General features: G+C 67.1%; 19 protein-coding genes and 3 tRNA genes. 12 read left to right on the top strand and 10 right to left on the bottom strand.

Translation table 11 applies throughout. The features are described from left to right. Positions 1-101: 101 nt before the first annotated feature. The gene (locus D7316_RS02600) at positions 102-2,129 is read right to left on the bottom strand and encodes a cytochrome c oxidase assembly protein (RefSeq protein ID WP_124706911.1); all 2,028 of its coding nucleotides are present in this window, start codon (positions 2,127-2,129) and stop codon (positions 102-104) included. A 55-nt stretch (positions 2,130-2,184) separates the two neighbouring features. Between D7316_RS02600 and D7316_RS02595 the strand changes: the two genes are divergently transcribed. After that, positions 2,185-2,258: transfer RNA gene (locus tag D7316_RS02595), tRNA-Arg, on the top strand. A gap of 45 nt (positions 2,259-2,303) precedes the next feature. Here the strand turns inward: D7316_RS02595 and D7316_RS02590 are convergent. After that, entirely contained in the window at positions 2,304-2,594 is a 291-nt protein-coding gene (locus tag D7316_RS02590) for a hypothetical protein (protein WP_124706910.1), read from the bottom strand. A gap of 229 nt (positions 2,595-2,823) precedes the next feature. After that, positions 2,824-4,149 carry a uracil-xanthine permease family protein gene (locus D7316_RS02585; RefSeq protein WP_124706909.1) on the bottom strand — a complete coding sequence of 442 codons (1,326 nt, stop codon included), beginning with the start codon at positions 4,147-4,149 and terminating at the stop codon, positions 2,824-2,826. 421 nt (positions 4,150-4,570) lie between these two features. Here D7316_RS02585 and D7316_RS02580 point away from each other — a divergent pair, with 421 nt between their 5' ends. From D7316_RS02580 to cmrA, 4 genes are all read left to right on the top strand, one after another. Further along, positions 4,571-6,244, top strand: a complete 1,674-nt coding sequence (locus D7316_RS02580; RefSeq protein WP_124706908.1) for an ABC transporter ATP-binding protein — start codon at positions 4,571-4,573, stop codon at positions 6,242-6,244. An 85-nt stretch (positions 6,245-6,329) separates the two neighbouring features. Further along, on the top strand, positions 6,330-6,902 hold the full coding sequence (locus D7316_RS02575; RefSeq protein ID WP_124706907.1) for a PadR family transcriptional regulator: 573 nt from the start codon (positions 6,330-6,332) through the stop codon (positions 6,900-6,902). A gap of 40 nt (positions 6,903-6,942) precedes the next feature. Continuing rightward, complete coding sequence (locus tag D7316_RS02570; protein ID WP_124706906.1) at positions 6,943-9,006, top strand: NADPH-dependent 2,4-dienoyl-CoA reductase; 2,064 nt, start codon at positions 6,943-6,945, stop codon at positions 9,004-9,006. Between the two features lie 30 nt (positions 9,007-9,036). Next, on the top strand, positions 9,037-9,843 hold the full coding sequence (gene cmrA / locus D7316_RS02565) for a mycolate reductase (protein ID WP_124706905.1): 807 nt from the start codon (positions 9,037-9,039) through the stop codon (positions 9,841-9,843). Between the two features lie 27 nt (positions 9,844-9,870). Here the strand turns inward: cmrA and D7316_RS02560 are convergent, their stop codons facing one another. Further along, positions 9,871-11,439, bottom strand: a complete 1,569-nt coding sequence (locus D7316_RS02560) for a helicase HerA-like domain-containing protein (RefSeq protein ID WP_124706904.1) — start codon at positions 11,437-11,439, stop codon at positions 9,871-9,873. A 137-nt stretch (positions 11,440-11,576) separates the two neighbouring features. Between D7316_RS02560 and orn the strand changes: the two genes are divergently transcribed. Together orn and D7316_RS02550 are read left to right on the top strand one after the other, a co-directional pair. Next, positions 11,577-12,176: an oligoribonuclease gene (orn, locus tag D7316_RS02555; RefSeq protein ID WP_124706903.1), complete on the top strand. Its 600-nt coding sequence runs from the start codon at positions 11,577-11,579 to the stop codon at positions 12,174-12,176. A 103-nt stretch (positions 12,177-12,279) separates the two neighbouring features. Continuing rightward, positions 12,280-12,352, top strand: a tRNA-His gene (locus tag D7316_RS02550). 69 nt (positions 12,353-12,421) lie between these two features. On the opposite strand, the gene D7316_RS27060 is transcribed toward D7316_RS02550, so the two are convergent. Beyond that, positions 12,422-12,598: a hypothetical protein gene (locus D7316_RS27060; protein WP_164473717.1), complete on the bottom strand. Its 177-nt coding sequence runs from the start codon at positions 12,596-12,598 to the stop codon at positions 12,422-12,424. A gap of 149 nt (positions 12,599-12,747) precedes the next feature. Between D7316_RS27060 and D7316_RS02545 the strand changes: the two genes are divergently transcribed. The 5 genes from D7316_RS02545 to D7316_RS02530 all read left to right on the top strand — a co-directional run bounded on the left by D7316_RS02545 (position 12,748) and on the right by D7316_RS02530 (position 18,575). Continuing rightward, entirely contained in the window at positions 12,748-13,830 is a 1,083-nt protein-coding gene (locus tag D7316_RS02545) for a threonine aldolase family protein (RefSeq protein ID WP_232016731.1), read from the top strand. Positions 13,831-13,885: 55 nt separating this feature from the next. Further along, positions 13,886-14,047 carry a hypothetical protein gene (locus D7316_RS27055; RefSeq protein WP_164473716.1) on the top strand — a complete coding sequence of 54 codons (162 nt, stop codon included), beginning with the start codon at positions 13,886-13,888 and terminating at the stop codon, positions 14,045-14,047. A gap of 280 nt (positions 14,048-14,327) precedes the next feature. Beyond that, positions 14,328-15,806, top strand: coding sequence for a flavin monoamine oxidase family protein (locus tag D7316_RS02540; protein WP_124706902.1), 1,479 nt, complete (start codon positions 14,328-14,330; stop codon positions 15,804-15,806). 46 nt (positions 15,807-15,852) lie between these two features. Continuing rightward, a complete protein-coding gene (locus tag D7316_RS02535) occupies positions 15,853-16,467 on the top strand; it encodes a TetR/AcrR family transcriptional regulator (protein ID WP_164473860.1) in 615 nt (204 codons plus the stop codon). A 53-nt stretch (positions 16,468-16,520) separates the two neighbouring features. Next, positions 16,521-18,575, top strand: coding sequence for a neutral/alkaline ceramidase (locus D7316_RS02530; RefSeq protein ID WP_124706900.1), 2,055 nt, complete (start codon positions 16,521-16,523; stop codon positions 18,573-18,575). Between the two features lie 60 nt (positions 18,576-18,635). Here D7316_RS02530 and D7316_RS02525 read toward each other — a convergent pair whose 3' ends face one another. From D7316_RS02525 to D7316_RS02510, 5 genes are all read right to left on the bottom strand, one after another. Beyond that, the gene (locus D7316_RS02525; RefSeq protein ID WP_124706899.1) at positions 18,636-20,129 is read right to left on the bottom strand and encodes a DUF4185 domain-containing protein; all 1,494 of its coding nucleotides are present in this window, start codon (positions 20,127-20,129) and stop codon (positions 18,636-18,638) included. A 46-nt stretch (positions 20,130-20,175) separates the two neighbouring features. After that, positions 20,176-20,316: a hypothetical protein gene (locus D7316_RS27050; protein ID WP_164473715.1), complete on the bottom strand. Its 141-nt coding sequence runs from the start codon at positions 20,314-20,316 to the stop codon at positions 20,176-20,178. A gap of 16 nt (positions 20,317-20,332) precedes the next feature. Then, positions 20,333-21,475, bottom strand: coding sequence for an acyl-CoA dehydrogenase family protein (locus D7316_RS02520; RefSeq protein WP_124706898.1), 1,143 nt, complete (start codon positions 21,473-21,475; stop codon positions 20,333-20,335). A 103-nt stretch (positions 21,476-21,578) separates the two neighbouring features. Next, entirely contained in the window at positions 21,579-22,793 is a 1,215-nt protein-coding gene (locus D7316_RS02515; protein WP_124706897.1) for a L,D-transpeptidase, read from the bottom strand. A 206-nt stretch (positions 22,794-22,999) separates the two neighbouring features. After that, positions 23,000-23,075: transfer RNA gene (locus D7316_RS02510), tRNA-Lys, on the bottom strand. Between the last annotated feature and the right edge of the window lies 1 nt (position 23,076).

The raw sequence follows: 23,076 nt of genomic DNA, 5'->3' as shown, positions 1-23,076 counted from the left end.
CTGGCCACGGATTGTCGTGGCTGCTGTCAGCATCGGGGAGGATCGGCGGTACGAACGGTGCGGCGACGGATCTGTGGACAACTCCGGCGATCCGCACACGATCACCTGTGCCTGTTGAGTTCCTTGAGCATGTCGTTGTAGTTCTCGAGGTCCGCGTCGTGGTCGCGGACCGCACGCCGGTCGTAACGTCGCGCCTGCTTCTCGTCCTGGCGCCGCCACTGCACCAACAGGGCCAGCATGATCACCACCAGCGGGACCTCGCCGGCCGCCCACGCGATCCCGCCGCCCACTCGCTGGTCGGCGAACAGATCGAGATTCCAGGGCAGATTCAGGCTCCGGTAGTAGCCCTCGGCGATGACGGCACTCGTCATCATCAGCGCCACGCCGAAGAAGGCATGGAACGGCAGCGAACCCCACACGATGCCGAGTTTGGCCACCGGTGAGACCTGTCGTGGCGCGGGGTCGATGCCGATCACCAGCCAGTAGAACAGGTAGCCGCTGAGCAGGAAGTGGATGTTCATCAGCAGATGCGCCGCGTGGTACGGCACCACCGTCTCGAACAGGCCACCGAGGTAGAGCAGGTAGAAGCTCCCCACGAACAGCACCGCCGCGATCGCCGGATGGGTCAGGAACCTCGACGGCGCACTGTGGATCGCCGTCTGGATCCACTCCCGGGGGCCCGGTGGATTGTCCCGACCGGCCGGTGGCAGGGCGCGGAGGGCGAGCGTGACGGGTCCGCCGAGCACGAGCAGCACGGGGATCATCATCGACATCAGCATGTGGGAGATCATGTGGATGCTGAACATCGCCGGCGAGTAGCGACCCAATCCCGACGACGTCGCGAACAACAGCAGGACGCAGCCCAGGATCCAGGCCACGGTGCGACCGACCGGCCAGTCGTCGCCACGGCGCCGCAACCGCACGACTCCGCGCAGGTAGACGACAGCCAGGACGATCGCGAGAGTGCCGAAGATGAGGTCGAACCGCCAGTCGGCGAGGATCCGTCCGAATGTCGGCGGCGCATCGAGGCGATAGCCGATCTGCGACTCGACTGCCGAGATGTCCGCGCTCTCCCCGGCGGGGGGCGGCGTTCGCGACAGACCGACGGCGAGCCCGAAGGTCGCCGCGAACACCAGGGACTCGATGATGCCGAACCGGACGAACGTCGACCGTTCCGCGGAATCGCCGTCGAGGCGGGCGATGGTGACCCGCCGGTGCCAGGCGCCCAGCGACCCGAGAATCACCAACGCGACGACCTTGGCGACCACCAACCGCCCGTAGGTCTCGGTGAAGAGGTCCCCGATCGGGACCCGCACCAGCGCATTGATGACGCCGCTGATGCCGACGACGATGATGCACCAGAACGCGATCCGGGAGAACCGACGTACGGCGAGCGTGCGCCACCGGCCGTCGGCCAGCGCGTAGGTGACGACGGCGAACAGTCCACCCATCCAGAGCGTCGCCCCGACGATGTGCAGGATCAGGCTGTTTGTGGCCACGTCGTGATTGCCGCCGGTCGACGAATGTCCGGCGAGCGCCATCGGCATGAGACTCAGGACCAGCAGGCCCACCACGCCGATCGTCCAGCCCCAGCGCATGATCACCCGCGCGGCCGCCGCGGCGGCGATCGCGAAGATCGCCGTCCAGAGCCACGTTCGCGCATCGGCGACCTGGGAGTAGGCGTTCACGAGGTTCGACGGTTTCAGCGACGCGGACAGCGGCTGCCCGCTGACGTTGGACACCGACAACGGGATCAGCAGGATCGCGCAGATGCACCAGGTCAGCGACGCGGTCGCAGCGATCCGGATCGCCCGGTATCCGCCGACGTCGAGGACGCCGTCTTTCTGCGGGGGGACGAAGAAGGCCGCGAAGACGGCGGAGCCCAGCGCGATCGCGGCGCTGACCTCACCGACGGCGGTGACCGTTGGGAGTCCGTAGGTGGTGATCCACCCGGGGTCGGGGACGCCGGCCAGGGTGACCGCCGACGCCGCGGAGAGCGCGGTCACCACGATCGCGACGATCGCACCGACCCAGCCGAGAGCCCACGACAGGCCCGCCACGGCACCGCGCTGCTCGCGCATGATGTCCCGCCCGGGCTCGGCCGGGGCGGTCGGCGAAGCGCTGGTCATGGAACCACTGTAGGACGGGATATACTCGCCCACGCTGCCGCCCCGAGCGGTGCACGCCTCCGTAGCTCAGGTGGATAGAGCAAGAGCCTTCTAATCTCTAGGTCGCAGGTTCGAGTCCTGCCGGGGGCACCGTGAGACCCGTGCCGTCCTCCGGCCGGAGTGAACGACGCCGTGTCACCCGAGCCCTCGATGACCCGACCACAGTGTCCCGGCCCGGCCGGCCGCCCGCTCGATCAGCTCGATGATCTCGGGTTCGTCGGGCACCCGGAACGACGTGTACGCACCCCGTCCACCGCCCGTGGGACGGCCATAGGCCTTCGCCGCGAGCCGCCCGTCGGGCAGCATGCGGACGTTCAGGGTGGTGAGCCGGAACTCGACGTCACGGCGCTGATCGGTCCAGCGGAGATGTTCCGGGATGGTGACGTTGATCGCCAGGGCACTGACCTCGACCTCGTCGTCGCTCATGCCCCGCGACGCTACCGCTGTCGAACCCGTGTCGCCGAAGGTCGGGCGCCGTTGCCGAAACCCGATATTCGCGGCCGCACCCTCGTAGCATTCCGCGCATGGATGACTTCATGTGGGTGATGCCGGCAGTGGCCTTGGTGTCGTGCGTGATCATCGGGTTCGGTTTCATCTACGGCCTGCCCGGCAACGACGACTGACGTTCGACCTCGCGCGGGACGCCCCCGTCAGCTCACGGGACGTTCCGCGTGTCGTCGTGTCCCGGGCGGGATTCGGGCTGCACCGTCCCCCGCCAGCGGCCGATCGTGGTCATGGCGTGATAGATCGCCAGGGCGGCGAACGCACCGAGGGCTATCCCACCGAAGTTCAGATCGCCGATGACCCAGGTGAAGTCGGCGATGCCGATCACCAGTGGGATCGCCGCGGTGAACTGGTTGACCGGCTTGCCGAAGTCCACCCGATTGGTCACCCAGATGTGCACACCCAGGATGCCGACCAAGCCGTAGAGGGCGGTGGTGACCCCGCCGAGCACGCCGGGCGGAACCGCGGCGATCACCGCACCGACCTTCGGTGACAGCCCGAGCAGGACCGCCACCACACCCGCGATCCAGTACGCCGCAGTCGAGTACACCTTCGTCGCGGCCATGACGCCGATGTTCTCCGCATAGGTCGTCGTCGCCGAGCCGCCGCCGCTGCCGGCCAACACGGTCGCCAGACCGTCGGCCGCCAACGCCCGCCCGATCCGCCGGTCGTAGTTCTTCCCGGTCATGGTCGCGACCGATTTCACGTGGCCGATGTTCTCCACCAGCAACACCAGGACGACCGGGAGGAACATCGGGATCACCGACAGATGGAATGTCGGCGTGTGGAATTCGGGGAAACCGACCCATGCGGCGTCACCGATCCCGCTCGTGTCGACCTTGTCGAAGATCAGTGAGATCACGTACCCCGCGATCACGCTGAGGAAGATCGCGAGACGGCCCAGGAGGCCACGGAATGCCACCACCGATGCCACGAGCAGCACCAGCACGATGGTCGCGATGACGGGGTCCTTCTCGAAGTTCGTCTTCGCGGTCGGCGCGAGGTTCAACCCGATGAGCGCGACGATGGTTCCGGTCACCACCGGCGGCATGAGGACCTCGATCCAGCCGATCCCGGCGAAATGCGCGATGGCCCCGATCACGATGAGCAGCGCGCCCACCACGACGATGCCGCCCAGCGCCGCCGACTGCCCGTCGGAGGCCGTGGCCGCCAGCACCGGTGCGATGATCGCGAAGCTCGAACCCAGGTAGCTGGGCAACCGATTCCGCGTGATCAGCAGGAAGAGCAGTGTGCCGATCCCGGAGAACAGCAACGTGGTCGCCGGCGGGAAGCCGGTGAGGACGGGGACCAGAAAGGTCGCGCCGAACATCGCCACCACATGCTGCAGTCCGATCCCGACGGTCCGCGGCCAGCTCAGTCGTTCGTCCGGCGCGATGACCCCTCCCCCGTCGACCTTGGCCCCGTCGACCTTCCGCCAGGACAAGAATCCACCCGATCGCGTTTCCGGTGTCGCCATGGGTGTCAGTCTGATGCATCGCGCGCCGCTTTTCGCGTTTCCGCGAGGTGGCGCCGCCGAGTCGTGGCACCACCGATGCGGCCGCTGACAGCGTTCTCCCAGCCGCGCGGCAGCCCACCTGAAGGAAGCGGCAATAGCTTTCGTCAGGTCGGCATCGCCGCCGACCCGAACACAAGGGAGAACATCCATGCCAGGACAGCCAGGACCTCAGCCCGGTAACAACGGCCCCCGTCGCGAGCAGCAGCACCCCGCGCCGCCGCGGCAGCGTCGTCGCCGCCGTATCTGGAACCGGCGTCTGCACCGGTGGGATTGGGCCTGGTTCTGAGCACAGCCCGTCCCTGACCACCACCCGTGACGTTCCGGGGCCGCACGCACACCCGTGCGGGCCCGGAACGATGCACGTGATCGATCGGATTGCACGATGACCGCACGCGACGCCTTCCGCCGCTTCGTCCCCGCCCTCCGGGGTGAGGGCGCTCGATTCGCCATGGCCGCAACACTGCTGCTCGTCGCCACCGGCTGCGAGATCGTGGCGATCTTCGTGCTCTCCGACGTGATCGACGGCGCCCTGACGGCCGACAGCACCCTGCAGTTCGCCAGGCTGGCCGTGCTGTGGCTGCTCATCACCGCCATCTCGACCGCGGCCGACTACTACGGCCAGGTGACCTCGATCGCCATCTCCGAACGTGTCGTGCTCCGGCTCAGGGACTCGCTGTTCGCCCATGTCCAACGCCTGAACCCGGTGATCCACCGCCGGTTCGGTTTGGGCGATCTCGTCACCCGGCACTCCAGCGACCTCGAGGCCGTCGAGTACCTGGTCGGCTCCGGCGTCATGCAGTTCGTGGTCGCCGTGGCCAACACCATCGGACTCGTCGTCGCCGCCTTCATCATGAGTTGGCAGGTCGCCCTCGTCGCGATCGCCGCAGTCCCACTGCTGTGGGCGATCTCCGCGTACTACGGCCGTCGACAGACACTGGTCACCCGTGACGAGCGGATCGCCAACGCCGACATCGCGATCGCCGTCCAGACCGCACTCAGCGGCCACGAGACGGCGGTCGCCTACAACCAGCAGGATCGGGAACACGCGCGCCTGCACCGACACGGAGTGACCTGGCTCGGTGCACGCATGTCGCAGACCAGGATCGAGGCGGGGTTCGGTGCCGTCATGGGCTTCGGCCAGGTCGTGGTCACCTTGGCCATCGCGGTCGCCGGGGTCTGGCAGGTGCGACACGGCGCGCTCAGCGTCGGCGAGCTGCTCGCACTCACCGGATACCTCGGCATGCTGTATCCCAAGATGCAGGAACTCGCCGAGGTGCGCCTGTCCCTCGCTTCGGCGGGGGTCAGTGCCGAACGCATCGTCGAACTCCTCGACATCGCACCCACCGACGCCGACCGCGACGACGCCATCGACCACGACGGACCCGACCACACGCTGTCGGTGCGCGGCGTCTCGCTGCGGCGGGGCGATCTCACCGTTCTCGACGACGTCTCGCTCGATCTGCACCCCGGTGAGATCACCGCGCTCGTCGGTGCGAGCGGCGCCGGCAAGTCCACCCTGGCCGCATTACTGTGCCGGTTCGACCGACCCGACTCCGGACAGATCACCTTCGGGGACAACGACTTCACCGCCCTCACGGGTCGATCGATCCGCGACCACCTGACCTTGTTGCCGCAGCACCCGGTGATCAAGGCGGCCTCCGTCGCGGACAACATCGCCTACGGGTGCCCGAACGCGACGCGCGCGGAGATCATCAACGCGGCGATCGCCGCCGACGCCGACGCATTCATCGACGATCTACCCGACCGTTACGACAGCATCCTCGGCGAGGACGGCCTCACCCTGTCCGGCGGACAACGTCAGCGCATCGCGATGGCCCGCGCCATCCTGCGCGACACCCCCGTCCTGGTCCTCGACGAACCCACGTCCGGGCTCGACGACGCGACCGCGCAACGGATCCTCGCACCACTCCGGCGGCTCGCCCGTGGCCGTTCCACTCTGCTGATCACCCACGACCCACGAGTCATGCAGGTCGCCGACACCGTACTGGAACTCCGCGACGGTCGACTGCACAGCCGAGACGACGCACTGGTGTGACCACCGCGGCCCGACTCGCTGATACGCACACAGGTGCATATGAACTCAGTTGCATAGTGCGTCAGTGCAATGGTATTTTCGCCACATGGCACTCGAGCATGCGATTCTCGTGTCGCTGGCCGAACGTCCGGGAACGGGGTACGAGATCGGTCGGCAGTTCGATCGGTCCATCGGCTATTTCTGGTCTGCGACGCATCAGCAGATCTACCGCACCCTGAAGAAGTTGCACACCGACGGTCTCGTCAGTTTCGAATCGGTGAGTCAGGACGGCCGGCCGGACAAGAAGGTCTACACGATCTCCACCGAAGGGCGAAAGGTCCTGTCGGAGTGGGCCATCAGCCCGACGCCCATGCAGCCTCTGCGCAGCGACCTCGGCGTCAAGCTACGAGCCGCCGAGTTCGGGGACCTGGCCGCGATCATCGGCGAACTCAAGGCCCATCGCGACGAACACCTCGCGCAACTCACCCTGTTCACGCGCTTTCAGGAGAGCTATCCGGAGCCGGAGACGTTGACCGGCCGCAGGCTGCACCAGTATCTGGTGCTCCGAGGCGGAATCCGCCAAGAAGCAGGCTTCATCGAATGGTGCGACGAGGTCATCGTCGCACTCGAACGAGAGCTGTCGGACACCCCGTCGTCTCGCTCGCCCCAGTCCACCTGACGCATTCCCGGTCCACCCACCACGATCCGAAAGGTCCGCCATGTCAGCCCACACGGCCGCACCGAATCCTCACTACCCGCTACTCTTCGAGCCGATGCAGCTCGGCGGCACCACCCTGAAGAACCGGCTGATCATGGGGTCGATGCACACCGGCCTCGAAGATCGCCTCTGGGACACCGACAAGCTCGCCGCCTACTACGCCGAGCGGGCGCGCGGCGGCGTCGGTCTCATCATCACCGGCGGATTCGGGACCTCACGGTCCGGACTGCTGCTCCCCTTCGCCGGCAAGATGACCAATCTCGCCGATGTCAAACGCCACCAACGGATCACACGTGCTGTGCACCGCGAGGACGGCAAGATCGCGATGCAGCTCATCCATGCCGGCCGCTACGGCTACACGCCCCTGAAGGTCGCCGCGGGCTCCGAACCGTCACCGATCCATCCGTTCAAACACCTCAAGATGACCGAGCAGATCATCCGTCATGTCATCCGCTCGTTCGGCCGCTCCGCCAAACTCGCCCGCAAGGCCGGCTACGACGCCATCGAGATCATGGGCGGCGAGGGCTATCTGATCAATCAGTTCCTCTGCCCGCACACCAACGACCGCACCGACAAGTGGGGTGGGTCCACCGAGAACCGGCAGCGCTTCCTGGTCGAGATCATCAAGGAGATCCGCCGCCAGGTGCCGCGCGACTTCCCGGTGATCCTGCGTCAGTCGATCGCCGACTTCGTCCGCAAGGGCCAGACCTGGGACGAGATCGCCCTGATGGCGCGCAAGGCCGAGGAATACGGCGTGGATGCGATCAACACCGACATCGGCTGGCACGAGGCCGGAGTGCCGACCATCGTGACGTCGGTGCCGCGCGCCGCCTTCGTCAAGTTCACCGAACGACTGCGCGACGAGGTGTCGATCCCGCTGATCGCCAGCAATCGCATCAACACTCCGGAGATCGCCGAGGAGATCCTGGAGCGCGGCAAGGTCGATGCCATCTCGATGGCCCGTCCGCTGCTCTCCGACCCCGATTTCGCCGACAAGGCCGCCTCCGGCCGCTCGGACGAGATCAACACCTGCATCGGCTGCAACCAGGCCTGCCTCGACCACGCATTCGTCGGCAAGAAGGTCTCCTGCCTGCTCAACCCGCGCGCCGGCCGCGAGACCACGCTGACACTCGGCGCCACCCGACGCGCCAAGCGGGTCGCCGTGGTGGGTGCGGGACCGGCCGGTCTCTCGGCCGCGGTGTCGGCCGCGCAGCGCGGGCACCGCGTCCACCTCTACGAGGCGGGCGAACACATCGGCGGCCAGTTCTCCATCGCCGCAAGGATTCCCGGCAAGGAGGAGTTCAACGAGACCATTCGGTACTTCACCCGCCAGCTCGAGGTCACCGGTGTCACGGTGCACCTGAACACCCGGATCACCGCCGAGGACATCGTCGACGCGAAGTTCGACGAGGTGATCGTCGCGACCGGCGTCACCCCGCGCATGCCCACGATCCCCGGGATCGACCATCCGATGGTCATGTCCTACGCCGACGCCGTGCTCGGCCACCGTGAGATCGGCAAGCGTGTCGCCGTGATCGGCGCGGGCGGCATCGGATTCGACGTCACGGAGTTCCTCACCGTCGACGAATCGCCCACGCTGAACCTCAAGGAGTGGGAGCAGGAATGGGGTGTCAGCGAAGACCTGTCCAAGCCCGGCTTCGTCACCAAACCCCGTCCCCTGCCGGCAATCCGCGAGGTCTTCCTGGTTCAGCGCAAGGCAGGCCGGCAGGGCAAGACGCTCGGAAAGACCACCGGCTGGGTGCACCGCGCGACAGTCAAGATGAAGGGCGTCGAACAGATCTCCGGCGCCACCTACGACAAGATCGACGACCGGGGACTGCATCTGAGCTTCCATGACGAGACCGGCGCGGTCACCGAGACCCGGTTGCTCGAGGTCGACAACGTCGTGGTGTGCGCGGGCCAGGAATCGGTGCGCGAACTCGTCGATCCGTTGACCGTCGCCGGCGTCACCACCCACGTCATCGGTGGTGCCGACCTCGCCGCCGAGCTCGACGCCAAGCGCGCGATCCGACAGGGCACCGAGGTGGCCGCGGGCATCCTCTGACGCCGAGGCGGGCCGACTAGGATTGCCGGCATGGGTATTCCATCGCCGACCGAGTCGGCCCGCGCCGTCGTCACCGGTGCATCATCGGGGATCGGTATGGCACTGGCCTGGGAGCTCGCCGCCCGCGGGCATTCGCTGATCCTGGTGGCGCGCCGCGGAGACATCCTCGAGGATCTCGCCGCCCGCATCCGGGATCGCCACGGCGTCCACGCCGAGGTGCGGGCGGTGGACCTGTCGGAACCCGCCGCCGTCGAGGTGCTGTGCGCCGAGCTCGCCGATCGCGAGATCTCGGTCCTGTGCAACAACGCCGGGATCGCGACATTCGGACCGGTCAGCGAGCTCGACCCGGAGTACGAACGTGCGCAGGTCCGACTGAACGTGAACGCCGTCCATGACCTCACACTCGCGGTGCTACCCGAGATGGTGCACCGCGGTTCGGGCGGCATCCTGATGGTGGGATCCGCGGCCGGCAACATGCCGATTCCGCACAACGCCACCTACGCGGCCACCAAGGCCTTCGTGAACACCTTCAGCGAATCCCTGCGCGGTGAGGTCGGGGCGCAGGGTGTACACGTGACCTTGCTGGCACCGGGCCCGGTTCGTACCACCACCCCGGCACCCGAGGACGCGTCGATCGTCGACCGCATGGTTCCCGACTTCCTCTGGCACTCCAGCGCCAAGGTCGCCGAGATGAGCGTGGATGCGTTGGAGCACAACAAGATGCGGGTTGTTCCCGGCACCCTGTCGAAGGCGATGTCGGTGGCCGGTGGGTACAGTCCGCGAGCCGTCGTCGCACCGATAGTCGGTACCTTCTACCGCAAGCTCGGCGGCGACTGAGTCGTCCGAACCGCCGGGGCGGACCCGTCAGCGGCGCCGACGGCGCCCGGTCCCGAAGATCGCCCGGCTGAACTCGCGTCCGGCGGCCGATGCAGCGGACCGCAGGAAGCTCTGCATCGGCTTGCTGGTCAGCACCTCGGTGAGCATTCCCGGCTGCTCCGGCGCAGGCGCCGGGGTCGGGGTCGGAGCCGGAGCGGGCACGGGTGGCGGCGGCGCGGGCGCGTCCGCGGGCTCGTCCGGGGCGAGGGTGTTCGCCGCGAGCTTCTCGTACGCCGATTCACGGTCGATCGTCTGACCGTACTTCGCGAACAGCGGACTGGTCTTCGCGGCAGCGGTGATCCCCTCCGCGCCAACAGCTTCCATCGACGACCTCGGAGCGCGGACCACCGTCCAGGCCACCGGCGTCGGGGCGCCCCGCTCGGACAGCACGGTGACGACGGCCTCGCCGGTGCCCAGCGACGTGAGCACCTGGTCGAGCTTGTAGACGTCGGAGACCGGGTAGGTCTTGACGGTCTTCGACAACGCCTTCTGGTCGTCGGGGGTGAACGCACGCAATGCATGTTGGATACGTGCCCCCAGTTGCGAGAGCACCTCGTTCGGGATGTCGGTGGGCAGCTGCGAACAGAAGAAGACACCGACCCCCTTGGACCGGATGAGCTTCACGGTCTGTTCGACCTGCTCTTTGAATGCCTTCGACGCGTCGTCGAACAGCAGGTGCGCCTCGTCGAAGATGAAGACCAGCTTCGGCTTGTCGAGGTCGCCGACCTCGGGCAGGAACTCGAAGAGATCGGCCAGTATCCACATCAGGAACGTGGAGAACAAGGCCGGCCGCGTCGACTGTGCGCCGAGTTCGAACAGGGTGATGATCCCGCGTCCATCCGACGCGAGGCGCAGCAGGTCGGCGGGCTCCACCTCGGGCTCGCCGAAGAACGTGTCGCCACCGTCGGCCTCGAGATTGGTCAGCGCGCGCAGGATGACGCCGGCGGTCTGCGTGGAGACACCGCCGATCCCCTTCAACTCGGGCTTGCCCTCATCACTGGTCAGGTACGCGATCACCGACCGCAGATCCTTGAGATCCAGCAACGGCAGACCCCGCTGGTCGGCCCAATGGAAGATCAGACCCAGCGTCGACTCCTGGGTCGCGTTGAGCCCCAACACCTTGCTCAACAGAATCGGGCCGAACGAGGTGATCGTCGCGCGGATCGGGACACCGATACCCTCGGCGCCCAGAGAGACGAACTCGACCGGATAGGACGCCGGCTGCCAGTCGTCACCGGTCTGGGCCGCACGGTCGGTGATCTTGTCGTTGGCCGTGCCCGACCGACTCAGACCGGAGAGATCGCCCTTGATGTCGGCCATGATCACCGGGACGCCGTTGGCCGAGAGCTGTTCGGCGATGAGCTGCAACGACTTCGTCTTACCTGTGCCCGTCGCGCCGGCGACGAGGCCGTGCCGGTTCATCATCGACAACGGGATCCGGACTCTCGCGGCGGGATCGACCTGTCCGTCGACCGACACCGCCCCCAGTTCGAGCGATGTCGTGTCGAAGTCGTATCCGGCGGCGATGGTGGTCGCGGCGGCGGCGGGATCGGTCACAGGAGCTGTCCTCTCGTCCACGGTCGTGTCGGGCTCGTGTACCACCGCAAACAATAGCCGTCGCCGCACGTCGGGAGGCGCTGCCGACCCAGGGATGTGCCGGTGGGATGTCGTGGACATGCCCTAAGGTTGACCGGGTGCAGGACAAACTTGTGTGGATCGATTGCGAGATGACCGGCCTCCGTCTCGAATCGGACAAATTGATCGAGATCGCCGCGCTCGTCACCGACAGCGAGCTCAATGTCCTCGGTGACGGTGTGGACATCGTCATCCACGCGTCCGACGACGACCTCGCGGCGATGCCCGACGTGGTCACCAAGATGCACGCGGCATCGGGTCTCACCGACGAAGTCCGCGCATCCACGGTGACCATCGCCGAGGCGGAGAAGCAGGTACTCGACTACATCCGTACGCAGGTCACCACCGCAGGAGCGGTGCCGCTCGCCGGCAACTCGATCGCCACCGACCGGGGCTTCCTCGCGCGCGACATGCCAGAACTCGACGCGTACCTGCACTATCGGATGGTCGACGTGAGCTCCATCAAGGAACTGTGCCGACGCTGGTATCCCAAGATCTACTTCGGACAGCCCGAGAAAGGCCTCGCCCACCGCGCGCTGGCCGACATCCGTGAGTCCATCCGCGAGCTGAAGTACTACCGCGCGGCGGCGTTCGTACCCCTGCCCGGCCCGGACGTCGACGACCTCGCGACCATCGTCAAGGACCTCGGACCTGCGTGAACACGCGAAACCCGAACCGATTGGAGTTCGGGCCACCCGACCGGCTAGAGTATGACCCTGGCTCTGGGACCCGGTGCACACGCCTGGGTGACGGACGCCGATGGTGGATGTAGTTCAGTTGGTAGAGCACCAGGTTGTGATCCTGGCTGTCGCGGGTTCGAGTCCCGTCATCCACCCCGACGACGAGAAGGTCGGAGGCACCAGCCTCCGACCTTCTCGCTTTCTCGCCCGATCCCGACCTCTCGTCAGCGTTCGACGACGTGCACCGACAACCGGGAGTCCCGCCCGGCACCCCAATGGACCGTGCAGCGTCCCCGCGGAACCAGCGGGATGTCGACGGGCACGATCTCGCCACCACTCGCGGCTGCGGGTTCGCGAAGGTCGCCCACCAGGAGGCGACGCGGGAGAAGCTCCGGGCTCATCGTCGAGCGCAGCCTGATGGGCGTCTCCCGGCTCGGCACCACGACGAGGACCAACTGCTGCGCAGCGGGCGGTCGACGCCATCGCCCCGAATCCGCAGCGCTACATCGACGGCGACCTCACGGCGTGATCCGCGCCTACACTGGGCGGCATGCCTGAATCGGATGCCATGTCGATCGGCGACGCGGTCGATCGAATGTTTGCCAGCGACAACGGAGTCGGCGCATCGGACGAGATCATCGACGCGGTGGGCCGGGCAGCCCGCGGCGGGCACCTGGCCTACGGCGACGACGGGTTCAGTGCGGCTGCGCGGACGCGCGTCGCCGACGTCTTCGAGCATGACGTGGATGTCCACTGCGTGTCGACGGGATCGGCGGCCAACGGACTGGCACTGGCCGCGCTGGTGCGCCCGTGGGGCTCGGTCCTCTGCCATCGCGAGAGTCATGTCTTCACCGATGAGTGCGGTGCACCGGAGTTCTTCACCGCCGGCGGCAAACTGATACCGCTGGACGGCCCGGACGGGAAGATCGACGCCGACGAACTGATTCGCGCCGCTCGCGTCGGTGTCGGGAACGTCCACAGCACCCAACCTCAGGTGCTGAGCATCACGCAGGCGACCGAGACGGGTTCGGTCTACACACTCGACGAATTGAGCGCGCTCACCTCGATCGCGCACGACGCCGGTCTGCGCGTGCACATGGACGGTGCGCGTTTCGCCAATGCTCTTGCCTCCCTTGATCTGACGCCTGCCGAGATGACCTGGCGCGCAGGGATCGACATCCTCTCGTTCGGCGTGACGAAGAACGGCGGCCTGACCACCGATGCGGTCATCTCCTTCGACCCCGACCTGCACACCGAGTTGTCCTTCCGGGTCAAGCGCGCGGGCCAGCTCACCTCGAAGATGCGGTTTCAGTCGGCTCAGCTCGATGCCTACCTGACAGATGGACTGTGGTTGCGCAACGCACGGCACGCGAACGCCATGGCCGCCCGGCTCGATGCGGGCCTGCGGGCGACGCCGAACGTCCGGGTCCACGGCGGCGGGGGCGCGAACATGGTGTTCTGCGCACTGCCCGACCGGGTCGTCGAGGGCGTGCGCGACGACGGATTCGTGTTCCACCATGGCCATCCGATACCCGGGGTCGCACGCCTCGTCACATCGTTCGCGACCACACCCGCCGCGGTCGACGACCTGGTGGAGGCGATCCGCAGGCACAGCACCGACGCCGACGGGTGAGCCCCGGGAGCATCGCGACGCCTGTTGTTCATCTCCATCCCGTACCATCCCGCGCATGCTCGAGGATCTGAACAAGGCGGCCAAGAAGGTCGGCCTGCACGTCGCCGCCGCCAAGAAGGATGGCAAGTACTCCATCCGAAAGGCGAAGAACGCCAAGCTCATCGCCAAGAACGTCGACGCCGACGAAGCCGCGAAGATCATCAAGAAGTACAAGTGAACCGTCTGGGGCTTGTGCGCTGACCGCACCCCCGATCCGTTGGTGACCCACCCCTGCTCGGCCGCGCGTTCGATGTCTCGTCGAACACGTGGCCCGATCAGGGGTTGATCTTTGTCGACGCCCTCGGTGATTCACCACCACAACCGCACGGATGGAGACACACGCCACACGACCTGTTACTCTGCCGTTACTTCAGGTCAAATGACCTAAACATGTCGGAGCTACCTTTCCTCTCATGTCACTTCGGGGGAACGGCAGCCGTCAGAGAACGGATGCGTCCATGGGTCAAGGGGTTTCACGCCGTAGCTTCCTCGGCGGGTCGCTGGGGGTCGCGGGCCTGGCGGTCGGCGCCGCCGCACTCGGCGGCCCCGGCCGCGCGGGCGCTGCACCGTCGGAGATCGTCGACGCCGTGGTGGTCGGAGGCGGACTGTCCGGTCTCGCCGCGGCCAAACAGTTGGCTGCGGCCGGCGCCTCCGTCGTGGTCCTCGAAGCACGTCACCGCGCCGGGGGGCGCGTGCACAACATCACCTCACCGAGAGTCGGCGCCACACTCGACGCGGGCGCCGAGTTCATCGGACCGACACAGAACCACATCGCGGCACTCGCGCGTGAGTACGACGTGCGCACGATCCGGACCTACAACCAGGGCGACAGTGTCTTCTGGAACACCGACCGGGCGACCCGGATGCCGGCCGCGCTGCCACTGCCCGCGGAGCTCTCGACGTTGCAGGCCCTCCCCGCGCTCGCTCGCGCTCAGGCCGAGGCGCTGCTCCCCTTCCCGGTCGGCGAGGCGTGGAAGCATCCGAACGCTCGGTATCTCGACTCCGTCACCTGGAAGCAGTACACCGACGCGGTGACCTCGGACCCGACCGCACGGATGTTGACGAGTATCGCGATGTCGGCGCCGCTGTCGGTGCGCCCGGACGAGGTGTCCGCGCTCTACTTCATCAACTACATCGCCGCATCGGGTGACGAGAGCAACCCCGGCACCCTCATCAGGCTCCTCAGCACCGACGGCGGAGCGCAGGAGAGCTTGTTCGAGGGCGGTGCCGCGCTCATCCCCCTGCGCATGGCGGCGGCGCTCGGGCCGCGGGTGGTGTACGGCGCGCCGGTCCGGGCCATCGACCACACGGGCGGGACCGCCGCGGTCACCAGCGACGCCGGGACTTTTCGCGCCCGCAAGGTCATCGTCGCGATGTCGCCCGCGATCGCCGGCCAGATCAGCTACCGGCCGGGGCTGCCTGCGGCGCGCGTCGCGCTGACGCGGGGGTACCACATGGGTGCGGTCAGCAAGTTCGCCGCCATCTACCGCCGACCGTTCTGGCGGGACAAGGGATTCTCCGGGCAGGTCATCGGGAACGGCCGTCCGATCGACGTGACCTTCGAGAGTTACGCCGAGGATCGCCACATCCTGATGGGCTTCATCTCGGCCGACGCCATGCGTCGCCTCGACCGTGCGCCCGAGAGTCAGATCGTGCGCGAATGCATCGCCAACTTCGTCGACTACTTCGGGCCGGAAGCGCGCGACTTCGTCGACCACGGGATCTTCAAGTGGGATCTCGAGGAGTGGTCGCGGGGTGGCCCGGTGGCCGTCAGCCGCCCGGGAACGCTCACCAGATATGGTCCGGCGCTCCGCGATCCGGTCGGTCCGATCCACTGGGCGGGCACCGAGACCGCCGACTACTGGACCGGTTACATGGACGGCGCCGTCCGCTCGGGTCAACGAGCAGCGCGCGAGGTACTCGCGACGCTCCGCTGAGCCGCGCTCCCCAACCCACCGAGCCGAGGACACACAGATGGCCCGCATGCCCGTCGAGAAGCGACGAGAGTTGTTGCTCGACGCCGCTTTCCGTGTGATCGCCCGCAACGGGGTGGACGGCGCCACCACCCGGGCGATCAGTGCCGAGGCCGGTGTCACCCTGTCGACGTTCCACTACGTCTTCGCGTCCCGCGACGACCTGCTCGCAGCCTTGGTCCAACGCGGGACCGACACGGAACTCTCGGTGATCGCCGAGGCCCTCACGATCACGGCATCGGGCACCACCACCGGCATCGACGGCATCCGCATCATGCTGCGCGAGAGTCTGTCCGGCTACATCGACGGGGTGGTGGCGGACCCGGATCGCGAGCAGGCGATGATCTCGTTGAACCAGTACGCGCGGCAGACTCGGGGCCTCGCGACGCTCGGCGCGGACATGTACCGCCGCTACTACGAGGCGATCGCCGACGGTCTCGCCCTGGCCGCACGTCAGGCGGATGTCGACTGGGACCGACCGACCCACGAGTTGGCGCCACTCGTGGTCGCCGCGACCGACGGCATCACGCTGGCTTATCTGAACACCCGCGACCGCGGCGTCTGCATCCGGATCGCCGAGGCCACGGTCACCTTGATGCTCACACACGTGACGCGAACACACTGACCGACAACACTTTCCGCGCGGTGAGCGTCGCGGATCGACAGGGGGAACCGATCGTGGACGTGACACGCAGACAGCTTCTCGCCGGAGCCGCCGCAACCGCCGTCGGGGGCGGCGTCGCACTCGTCGCCGGGCAACCGGCCGCGAGTGCGACGCCGAACGGGGCGGGCGCGGCTCCGGCGGGGAGCGCCGACTACCTCGTCGGGTGCGGCATCGCCGACATGACCGGCGCGATCGCCGGCCAGGGCATGATGGGGTACTCCGACGCCGACCAAGTCGCCGCAGGCCTGCTCCAACGATGTTGGGCCCGCGCCTACATCGTGGTCGACAAGACGACGGGCGAACGCGTCGTCTTCGTGACCAGCGACATCGCGTGTCTGTTCCAATCCCACCACATGGGCCTGATGCCGCGGCTGCGCAAGAGGTTCGGCTCGCTCTACACCGAGCGCAATGTCAATCTCAACGCCACGCACACGCACGCATCGTGCGGCGGCACCGCCTGGGATTTCGCCTACTCGCTCGCCGCCTACGGCTTCAAGAAGAACTCCTACGACGCCGAACTGGAAGGCATCTACACCGCGATCGTGCGCGCCCACGCGAGCCTCGCGCCCGGGACCATAGCCGTCGGTCGCGGGGAGCTCCACGACGCGAGCCGCAACCGCTCGAAGGTGGCCTTCGACCGCAACCCGGCCTCGGACCGCAGACACTTCCCCGGGGCGATCGACCCGGAGGTTACCGTGCTGCGGTTCCGACAGGGAGACAAGGACATCGGTGCCATCACGTGGTTTCCCACGCACGGCACCTCGCTGACCGATCGCAACCGGCTGATCGCCGGCGACAACAAGGGCTACGCGAGTTACCGCTGGGAAAGCACTCAACCCGGCTTCGTCGCGGCGTTCCCACAGACCAACTCCGGCGACATGACCCCCAACCTCGACCTGGTGAAGATGCATCCGGGCGGCCCGACCCGGGACAACAAACGAAACTGTGAACTCGTCGGTGAGCGCCAGTATCTGGCCGGTCGTTCCGCCTTCGACAACGCGCGCCCGATGACTCGCGGCGGGGTGGATTCCATCGTCCACTACGTCGACATGTCGTCGGTGCGGATCGACGGCACCTACACGCCCGAGGGCAGGCCGGCCTCGACGACGCCGGCGATGATGGGTGCGGCCGCCGCCGCGACCAGCACCGAGGACAACTGGAAGTCGCAACTCCCGTTCTTGAAGGAGGGCATGACCAACCCGGTGGTCACCGCATTCGGCGGGGACAAGCGTCCGCCGGTGTCGCCCTGGATCCGGGATATGCAGGCACCGAAACTCATCGTCTTCCCGCTGGGCCTGCTCCCGCCGGCACCGTGGATACCGCATGTGGTCCCGCTGCAGATCCTGCGTATCGGCGACCTCGTCCTCGTCGCGGTCCCCGCGGAGGCCACGATCGTCGCCGGTCTCAGGCTGCGTCAGGTGGTCGCCGACGGACTGAAGGTGAGCATGGACAACGTTCTGGTGCAGGGGTATTCGAATGCCTACACGCAGTACGTGACGACCCCTGAGGAATACGACACCCAGCAGTACGAGGGTGGGGAGACGCAGTACGGCCGCTGGACGCTGTCCGCCTACATGCAGGAGTTCCATGCGCTCGCCGCCGCGATGGCGTCGGGCACCGACCCCGGCCGCGGGCCCGCCCCGCTCGACAAGTCGGGTTTCCAGCCGGACCTGCTCCCGACGCCCCCGCCGGACCGCCCCGTGCCGGGACGGTCCTATGGTGACGTCCTGATGGCACCGGCGGCCGGGTACCGTCCCGGGCAGGTCGCCGTCGCCGAGTTCGTCGGCGCGCACCCGAACAACGACTTCCGCACCGGTGGGACCTATCTCGAGGTCCAACGCCGGGTCGGGATCGGCTGGACGACCGTGGCGACCGACAATGACTGGGAGACCACGCTGCGCTGGCGGCGGCCCGCGGGCGACACCGCGGCGTCGGTCATCCGGATCGAGTGGTCCATCCCCGACGGCACGTCCGGCCGATTCCGGATCCGGTATCACGGTGACCACCGCGACGGCGCCGGGACCGTGCGGTCGTTCACCGGGACGTCGAACACCTTCGGCGTCGACTGAACGCCGGCACACGCGACATGCGTGCTGGCGGCTCGGCTGACGTGGTCTCGCCGACGCCCGTCAGCCGATATCCGCGCGCATCAGCGACACGTTGTACTGGGTCCAGGTCGACATGGTGAAGTACAGGTCGCGACCGCTGGACCACGGATGCAGGAATCCGCCGTACAACTGGGCATATCGGTTGGAGTGCACCAGCTCCGACGGCTCCGACCACACGCCCTGCGGTGAGCGCGCGGTCCGCAGCACGATCGAACCCCGCACCGCGTCGAGGTAACTCAGTTGCCACCGCTGAGACGCGTCGTCGTATCGTGCGGACAACTCTCCCGCCGGGCCGAAGAAGATCGGGGAGGCGACGTTGCCGTCCCGAGCCGGGACCCAACGCCCGTCCCGCCAGTACTGGTATGCGGTCTTGTTCAACACATCCTCGGTACGCACCCGCGCCACACCCACGGATCCGATGCGCGAGTTGGGCGTACCGAACATGTAGACGTGGTCGCCCTCGGGCACCATCGACGAGACCTGGAACTGGCTCGTCCCGAAGATGTTGTCCCAGCGGGCATACGGGTCCTTGGTCCAGGTCGAACCGCCGTCGTCGGAGTAGGCCAACCCGCCGTAGTTGGTCAGCCAGACGCCCGGGATCGGACCCCAGGTCCGCACCGACATATAGCTCATGAACTGCCGGTCACCGATCGCGAAACCCGACGTCGGGATGGTGGTCATCTCGTAGCGGTCGATGTGACGCGCACTGAGTATCTGAGCGGCGTGACACCGGCTGTCCTGCACCATGGTGTCGATCGACATGCCGTCGGACAGTTTCCGATCCGAGCTGAAGCCGAGCACGTTGCTGCGCCAGTCCCGTCCGTTGGCGCCCGGGGGCTTGAATCCCTTGCCGAAGGTGTCGCCGAAGGCGACGGCGATCTTGCCCGGCGCCGCTTCCCACATGATGCCCAGGTCGGTGCCGTGGATCTGCCACCTCTTGTCGGTACGACTCGTCGACCCCTTCCCCGTCAGGGTCGAGACGAGGTCGACCCCGCGGATGCGCGGCGGCGCCGGTTTCATGGTCACCGGCGCCGACGCGAAGCCGGGATGGATCACCGGCGGACGCGGCGGGCGCGGCGCCGGGTTCGGGTTGGGCACCGGTACCGGGATGTCCTTGGGCGCCGGATCCAGGGTGATCTTCGGGAACTCGATGCTCAGTGCGGGTCCGGTGGAACGCTTCGGCTTCGGTGGGTCGGTGATGTCGGGGCACGGGTCCGTGCACGGATTCTTCGGCGGTTGTTGTGACGGGATCCGCACCGGCGGCTTCTCGGCCGACTCCGGTTCGGGGACTGGGCGAATCCGCGGGTACGGCAGCGGGATACCGATCCGGTCGGGCACCTTCGGGATCAGGTCACGCGGGTCGAACGGTTTCGGGCGGGGCTTGGGCGGCAGGTCTGCCTCGCACCCGGAACTCGGTAGCCAGGACGGCGCGGCGTCCGCAGGACCCGCGACGGAGAGAAGACCGGCGACGAGCGCGGCGCACACCGCCAGCAGGCCCGCGGAGCGTGCGGTCATCGTCGTGGTCCCCTCGGTCGTGATCAGGAGGAATCTATCACCGACGTCACTGTGCGGAGGTACACGACGTGATCGCGAAACGATAACCCGACGCCCGCCTCGCCGAGCACCGCGTCACCTCGACGGCCGGCAACGCGGTGCGGTCGGCGGCGCCCATCCGGCCGATCCGCGCGACGAGCGCGGTCACCGTTCCGGGACGAGCGTCAGAGCGAGCGCGCGATGATCTCCTTCATGATCTCGTTGGTGCCGGCGTAGATCTTCTGCACCCGGTTGTCCGCCCACATGCGCGCGATCGGGTACTCGTTCATGTATCCGTAGCCGCCGAACAGCTGCAGGCATTCGTCGGCCACCACCATCGCCCGATCACTGGTCCACCACTTGGCCATCGCCACGGTCGGGATGTCGAGCTTGCCGTCGAGGTGCTTGGTGATGCAGTCGTCCACGAAGACTCGTGCGATCCGGGTCTCGGTGGCCGCCTCGGCGAGTTTGAACTTGGTGTTCTGGAATCCGAAGATAGGTCGGCCGAATGCGGTGCGGTCCTTGGTGTATTCGATGGTCTGCGCGACCGCGGACTCCATGCCCGCGACCGACGCCACGGCGATGATGAGCCGCTCCTGCGGGAGTTGCTGCATCAACTGGACGAATCCCTGCCCCTCCTGCGCCCCCAGCAGATTCGAGGTCGGCACCCGCACGCCGTCGAAGAAGAGCTCGGAGGTGTCCTGGCCGCGCTGGCCGACCTTGTCGAGCACGCGTCCGCGGCGGAAGCCCTCCCGATCGGCCTCGACCAGGATCAGGGAGATCCCCTTGGCACCCTCACTCACGTCGGTCTTGGCGACCACGATGATCAGGTCGGCCTGGCTGCCGTTGGTGATGAAGGTCTTCGACCCGTCGATCACGTACTCGTCGCCCTGCTGGATGGCCTTGGTCTTGACGTTCTGCAGGTCCGAGCCCGTCCCGGGTTCGGTCATCGCGATGGCGCCCACCGCTTCTCCGCTGGCCATCTTCGGCAGCCAGCTCTTCTTCTGTTCCTCCGAGCCGTACGCGAGGAGGTAGTGCGCGACGATCCCGTTGTGCAGGCTGGCACCCCAGGACGAGTCGGCGATGCGCGCCTGTTCCTCGATCAGCACGGCCTCGTGGGCAAAACTCCCACCGCCGCCGCCGTACTCCTCCGGGATCGACATGCAGAGCAGCCCCAGGTCGCCCGCCTTGTTCCACAGGTCGCGGTCCACGTGATGCTGGTCGATGAACTTCTCGATGTTCGGCTTGATCTCCTTCTCGCAGAAGCTGCGGGCGAGATCGCGCAGAGCAGTCAGATCATCGTTTTCCCAGGAGGAACGTTCGGCCATGTCGGTGCACCCTTGTCGTCGGCATTACTGTCAGCGACGATCGTAACAGTGTCCAGTGGCACTATCGATTCGGCCGCATCCTGACGACGGTCCGGGGTGATTGTCAGGCGTTGCCCTTGGACCACTCGGCCCACGGCACGTTCCAGTCACCGAGTCCGTCGGTACCGGACAGGGTGCCGCCGGTGGTGTTCTTCACGACCACCGGATCGCCGCGCAGGGTGTTCTGCATGACCCAGAGGGCGTTGTCAGGGCTGAGGTTCAGGCAGCCGTGACTGGTGTTGGTGTTGCCCTGGGCCCAGACCGACCACGGCGCGGAATGGAAGAAGATCCCGCTGTAGGACATCCGGGTCGCGTAGTCGACCGGGGTGCGATACCCGTTGGCCGAATTGCTCGGCACGCCATAGGTCGACGAGTCCATGATGATGTGGTCGTGCTTGTCGGAGACGAGGTAGATGCCGTTGTCGGTCTCGTCCCCGGGCTTGCCCATCGACGTCGGCATGGTGCGGATGACCTTGCCGTCGCGACTGAACGTCACCTGCTTGGTGTTGTCGTCCGCGGTGATGATCATCGAACGACCGACCCGGAAGTTGGTCCGCACGTTCTCCTGACCGAAGGTGCCGTCGCCCAGGTCGATGCCGTAGGTGTTGACCGCGACATTGACCTTGGTCCCCGGCTTCCACCAGTGCTGCGGGCGCCAGCGCACCTCGGACTCGCTGATCCAGTAGAAGGCGCCGGCGGTCGGCGGATCGGTGGTGATCTTGATGGCCTGCTGGGCGGCCTTCTTGTCCGTGATCGGCTCGTCGAACTTCACCGCCACCGGCTGACCGACACCGACGGTCTCGTTCGGCGACGGCGTGAGGTAGGCCTGCGTCAGGTTGTTCGGTGCGCGCGTGGTGAACGAGACACGTTTGGTGCTCTTGCCACCGATGCCCACCGCATCGGCCTGCAGGGTGTACGTGCGGTTGTAGCCCAGCGGCTCCGCGCTGATCCAGGTGGTGCCGTCCTCGGACAGCTCACCCTTGACCGGCGAGCCGTCGGCCTTGGCGATCCGGACGTCGGTGATGGACCCTTCCCGGGCCGCGACGCGGATGGGCGCTCCCGGCTGGATTCCGACGGCCTGATCGGCCAGCGGACGATCCCCCCACTCGGAGACCTCGACGCCCGGCTTCAGCATGTCGTCGATGAGGTTCGAGCTGCCCACATCGGACGAGTAGGTCGGCTCCTGCGAGCAGGACGAGACCACCGCGACGAGCGCGACGGCCATACCGATGAGTGCGAGCGGCGAACGACGACCCGTGCGGGTACGACTGATCCCCATGATCCTCCAACCTAGTAACCACCACGACGACCACACCGCGCGGCGTCTGCGCCGACGCGCCCCCTGACCCGCGATCCGAACACAAGTGTACGAGACAACTCGCGACCGGTTTGTCCGAGTCGATCCGCCGGATGACCACGCCGACCATGAGTGCGTTCAACTCGACACAAAAGACGCCCCGCATCGTTGCGGGGCGTCTTTTGTGGTGGTGCGCCATCAGGGACTCGAACCCCGAACCCGCTGATTAAGAGTCAGCTGCTCTGCCAATTGAGCTAATGGCGCT

This window comes from Gordonia insulae, from assembly GCF_003855095.1.
GTDB lineage: Bacteria > Actinomycetota > Actinomycetes > Mycobacteriales > Mycobacteriaceae > Gordonia > Gordonia insulae.
The sequence above is the reverse complement of the archived record's forward strand: the minus strand, read 5'-3'. Positions and strand labels throughout refer to the sequence as shown.

Bases quoted from the DNA above. Each gene is read 5' to 3' on its own strand.
- D7316_RS27060 (WP_164473717.1), bottom strand. From the start codon at position 12,598: ATGAGCCCGGAGCTTCTCCCGCGTCGCCTCCTGGTGGGCGACCTTCGC.
- D7316_RS02570 (WP_124706906.1), top strand. From the start codon at position 6,943: ATGTCAGCCCACACGGCCGCACCGAATCCTCACTACCCGCTACTCTTC.
- D7316_RS02590 (WP_124706910.1), bottom strand. From the start codon at position 2,594: ATGAGCGACGACGAGGTCGAGGTCAGTGCCCTGGCGATCAACGTCACC.
- D7316_RS02575 (WP_124706907.1), top strand. From the start codon at position 6,330: ATGGCACTCGAGCATGCGATTCTCGTGTCGCTGGCCGAACGTCCGGGA.
- D7316_RS02585 (WP_124706909.1), bottom strand. From the start codon at position 4,149: ATGGCGACACCGGAAACGCGATCGGGTGGATTCTTGTCCTGGCGGAAG.
- D7316_RS27055 (WP_164473716.1), top strand. From the start codon at position 13,886: ATGCTCGAGGATCTGAACAAGGCGGCCAAGAAGGTCGGCCTGCACGTC.
- D7316_RS02515 (WP_124706897.1), bottom strand. From the start codon at position 22,793: ATGGGGATCAGTCGTACCCGCACGGGTCGTCGTTCGCCGCTCGCACTC.
- D7316_RS02535 (WP_164473860.1), top strand. From the start codon at position 15,853: ATGCCCGTCGAGAAGCGACGAGAGTTGTTGCTCGACGCCGCTTTCCGT.
- D7316_RS02600 (WP_124706911.1), bottom strand. From the start codon at position 2,129: ATGACCAGCGCTTCGCCGACCGCCCCGGCCGAGCCCGGGCGGGACATC.
- D7316_RS02525 (WP_124706899.1), bottom strand. From the start codon at position 20,129: ATGACCGCACGCTCCGCGGGCCTGCTGGCGGTGTGCGCCGCGCTCGTC.
- D7316_RS02545 (WP_232016731.1), top strand. From the start codon at position 12,748: ATGCCTGAATCGGATGCCATGTCGATCGGCGACGCGGTCGATCGAATG.
- D7316_RS02580 (WP_124706908.1), top strand. From the start codon at position 4,571: ATGACCGCACGCGACGCCTTCCGCCGCTTCGTCCCCGCCCTCCGGGGT.
- D7316_RS02540 (WP_124706902.1), top strand. From the start codon at position 14,328: ATGGGTCAAGGGGTTTCACGCCGTAGCTTCCTCGGCGGGTCGCTGGGG.
- cmrA (WP_124706905.1), top strand. From the start codon at position 9,037: ATGGGTATTCCATCGCCGACCGAGTCGGCCCGCGCCGTCGTCACCGGT.
- D7316_RS02520 (WP_124706898.1), bottom strand. From the start codon at position 21,475: ATGGCCGAACGTTCCTCCTGGGAAAACGATGATCTGACTGCTCTGCGC.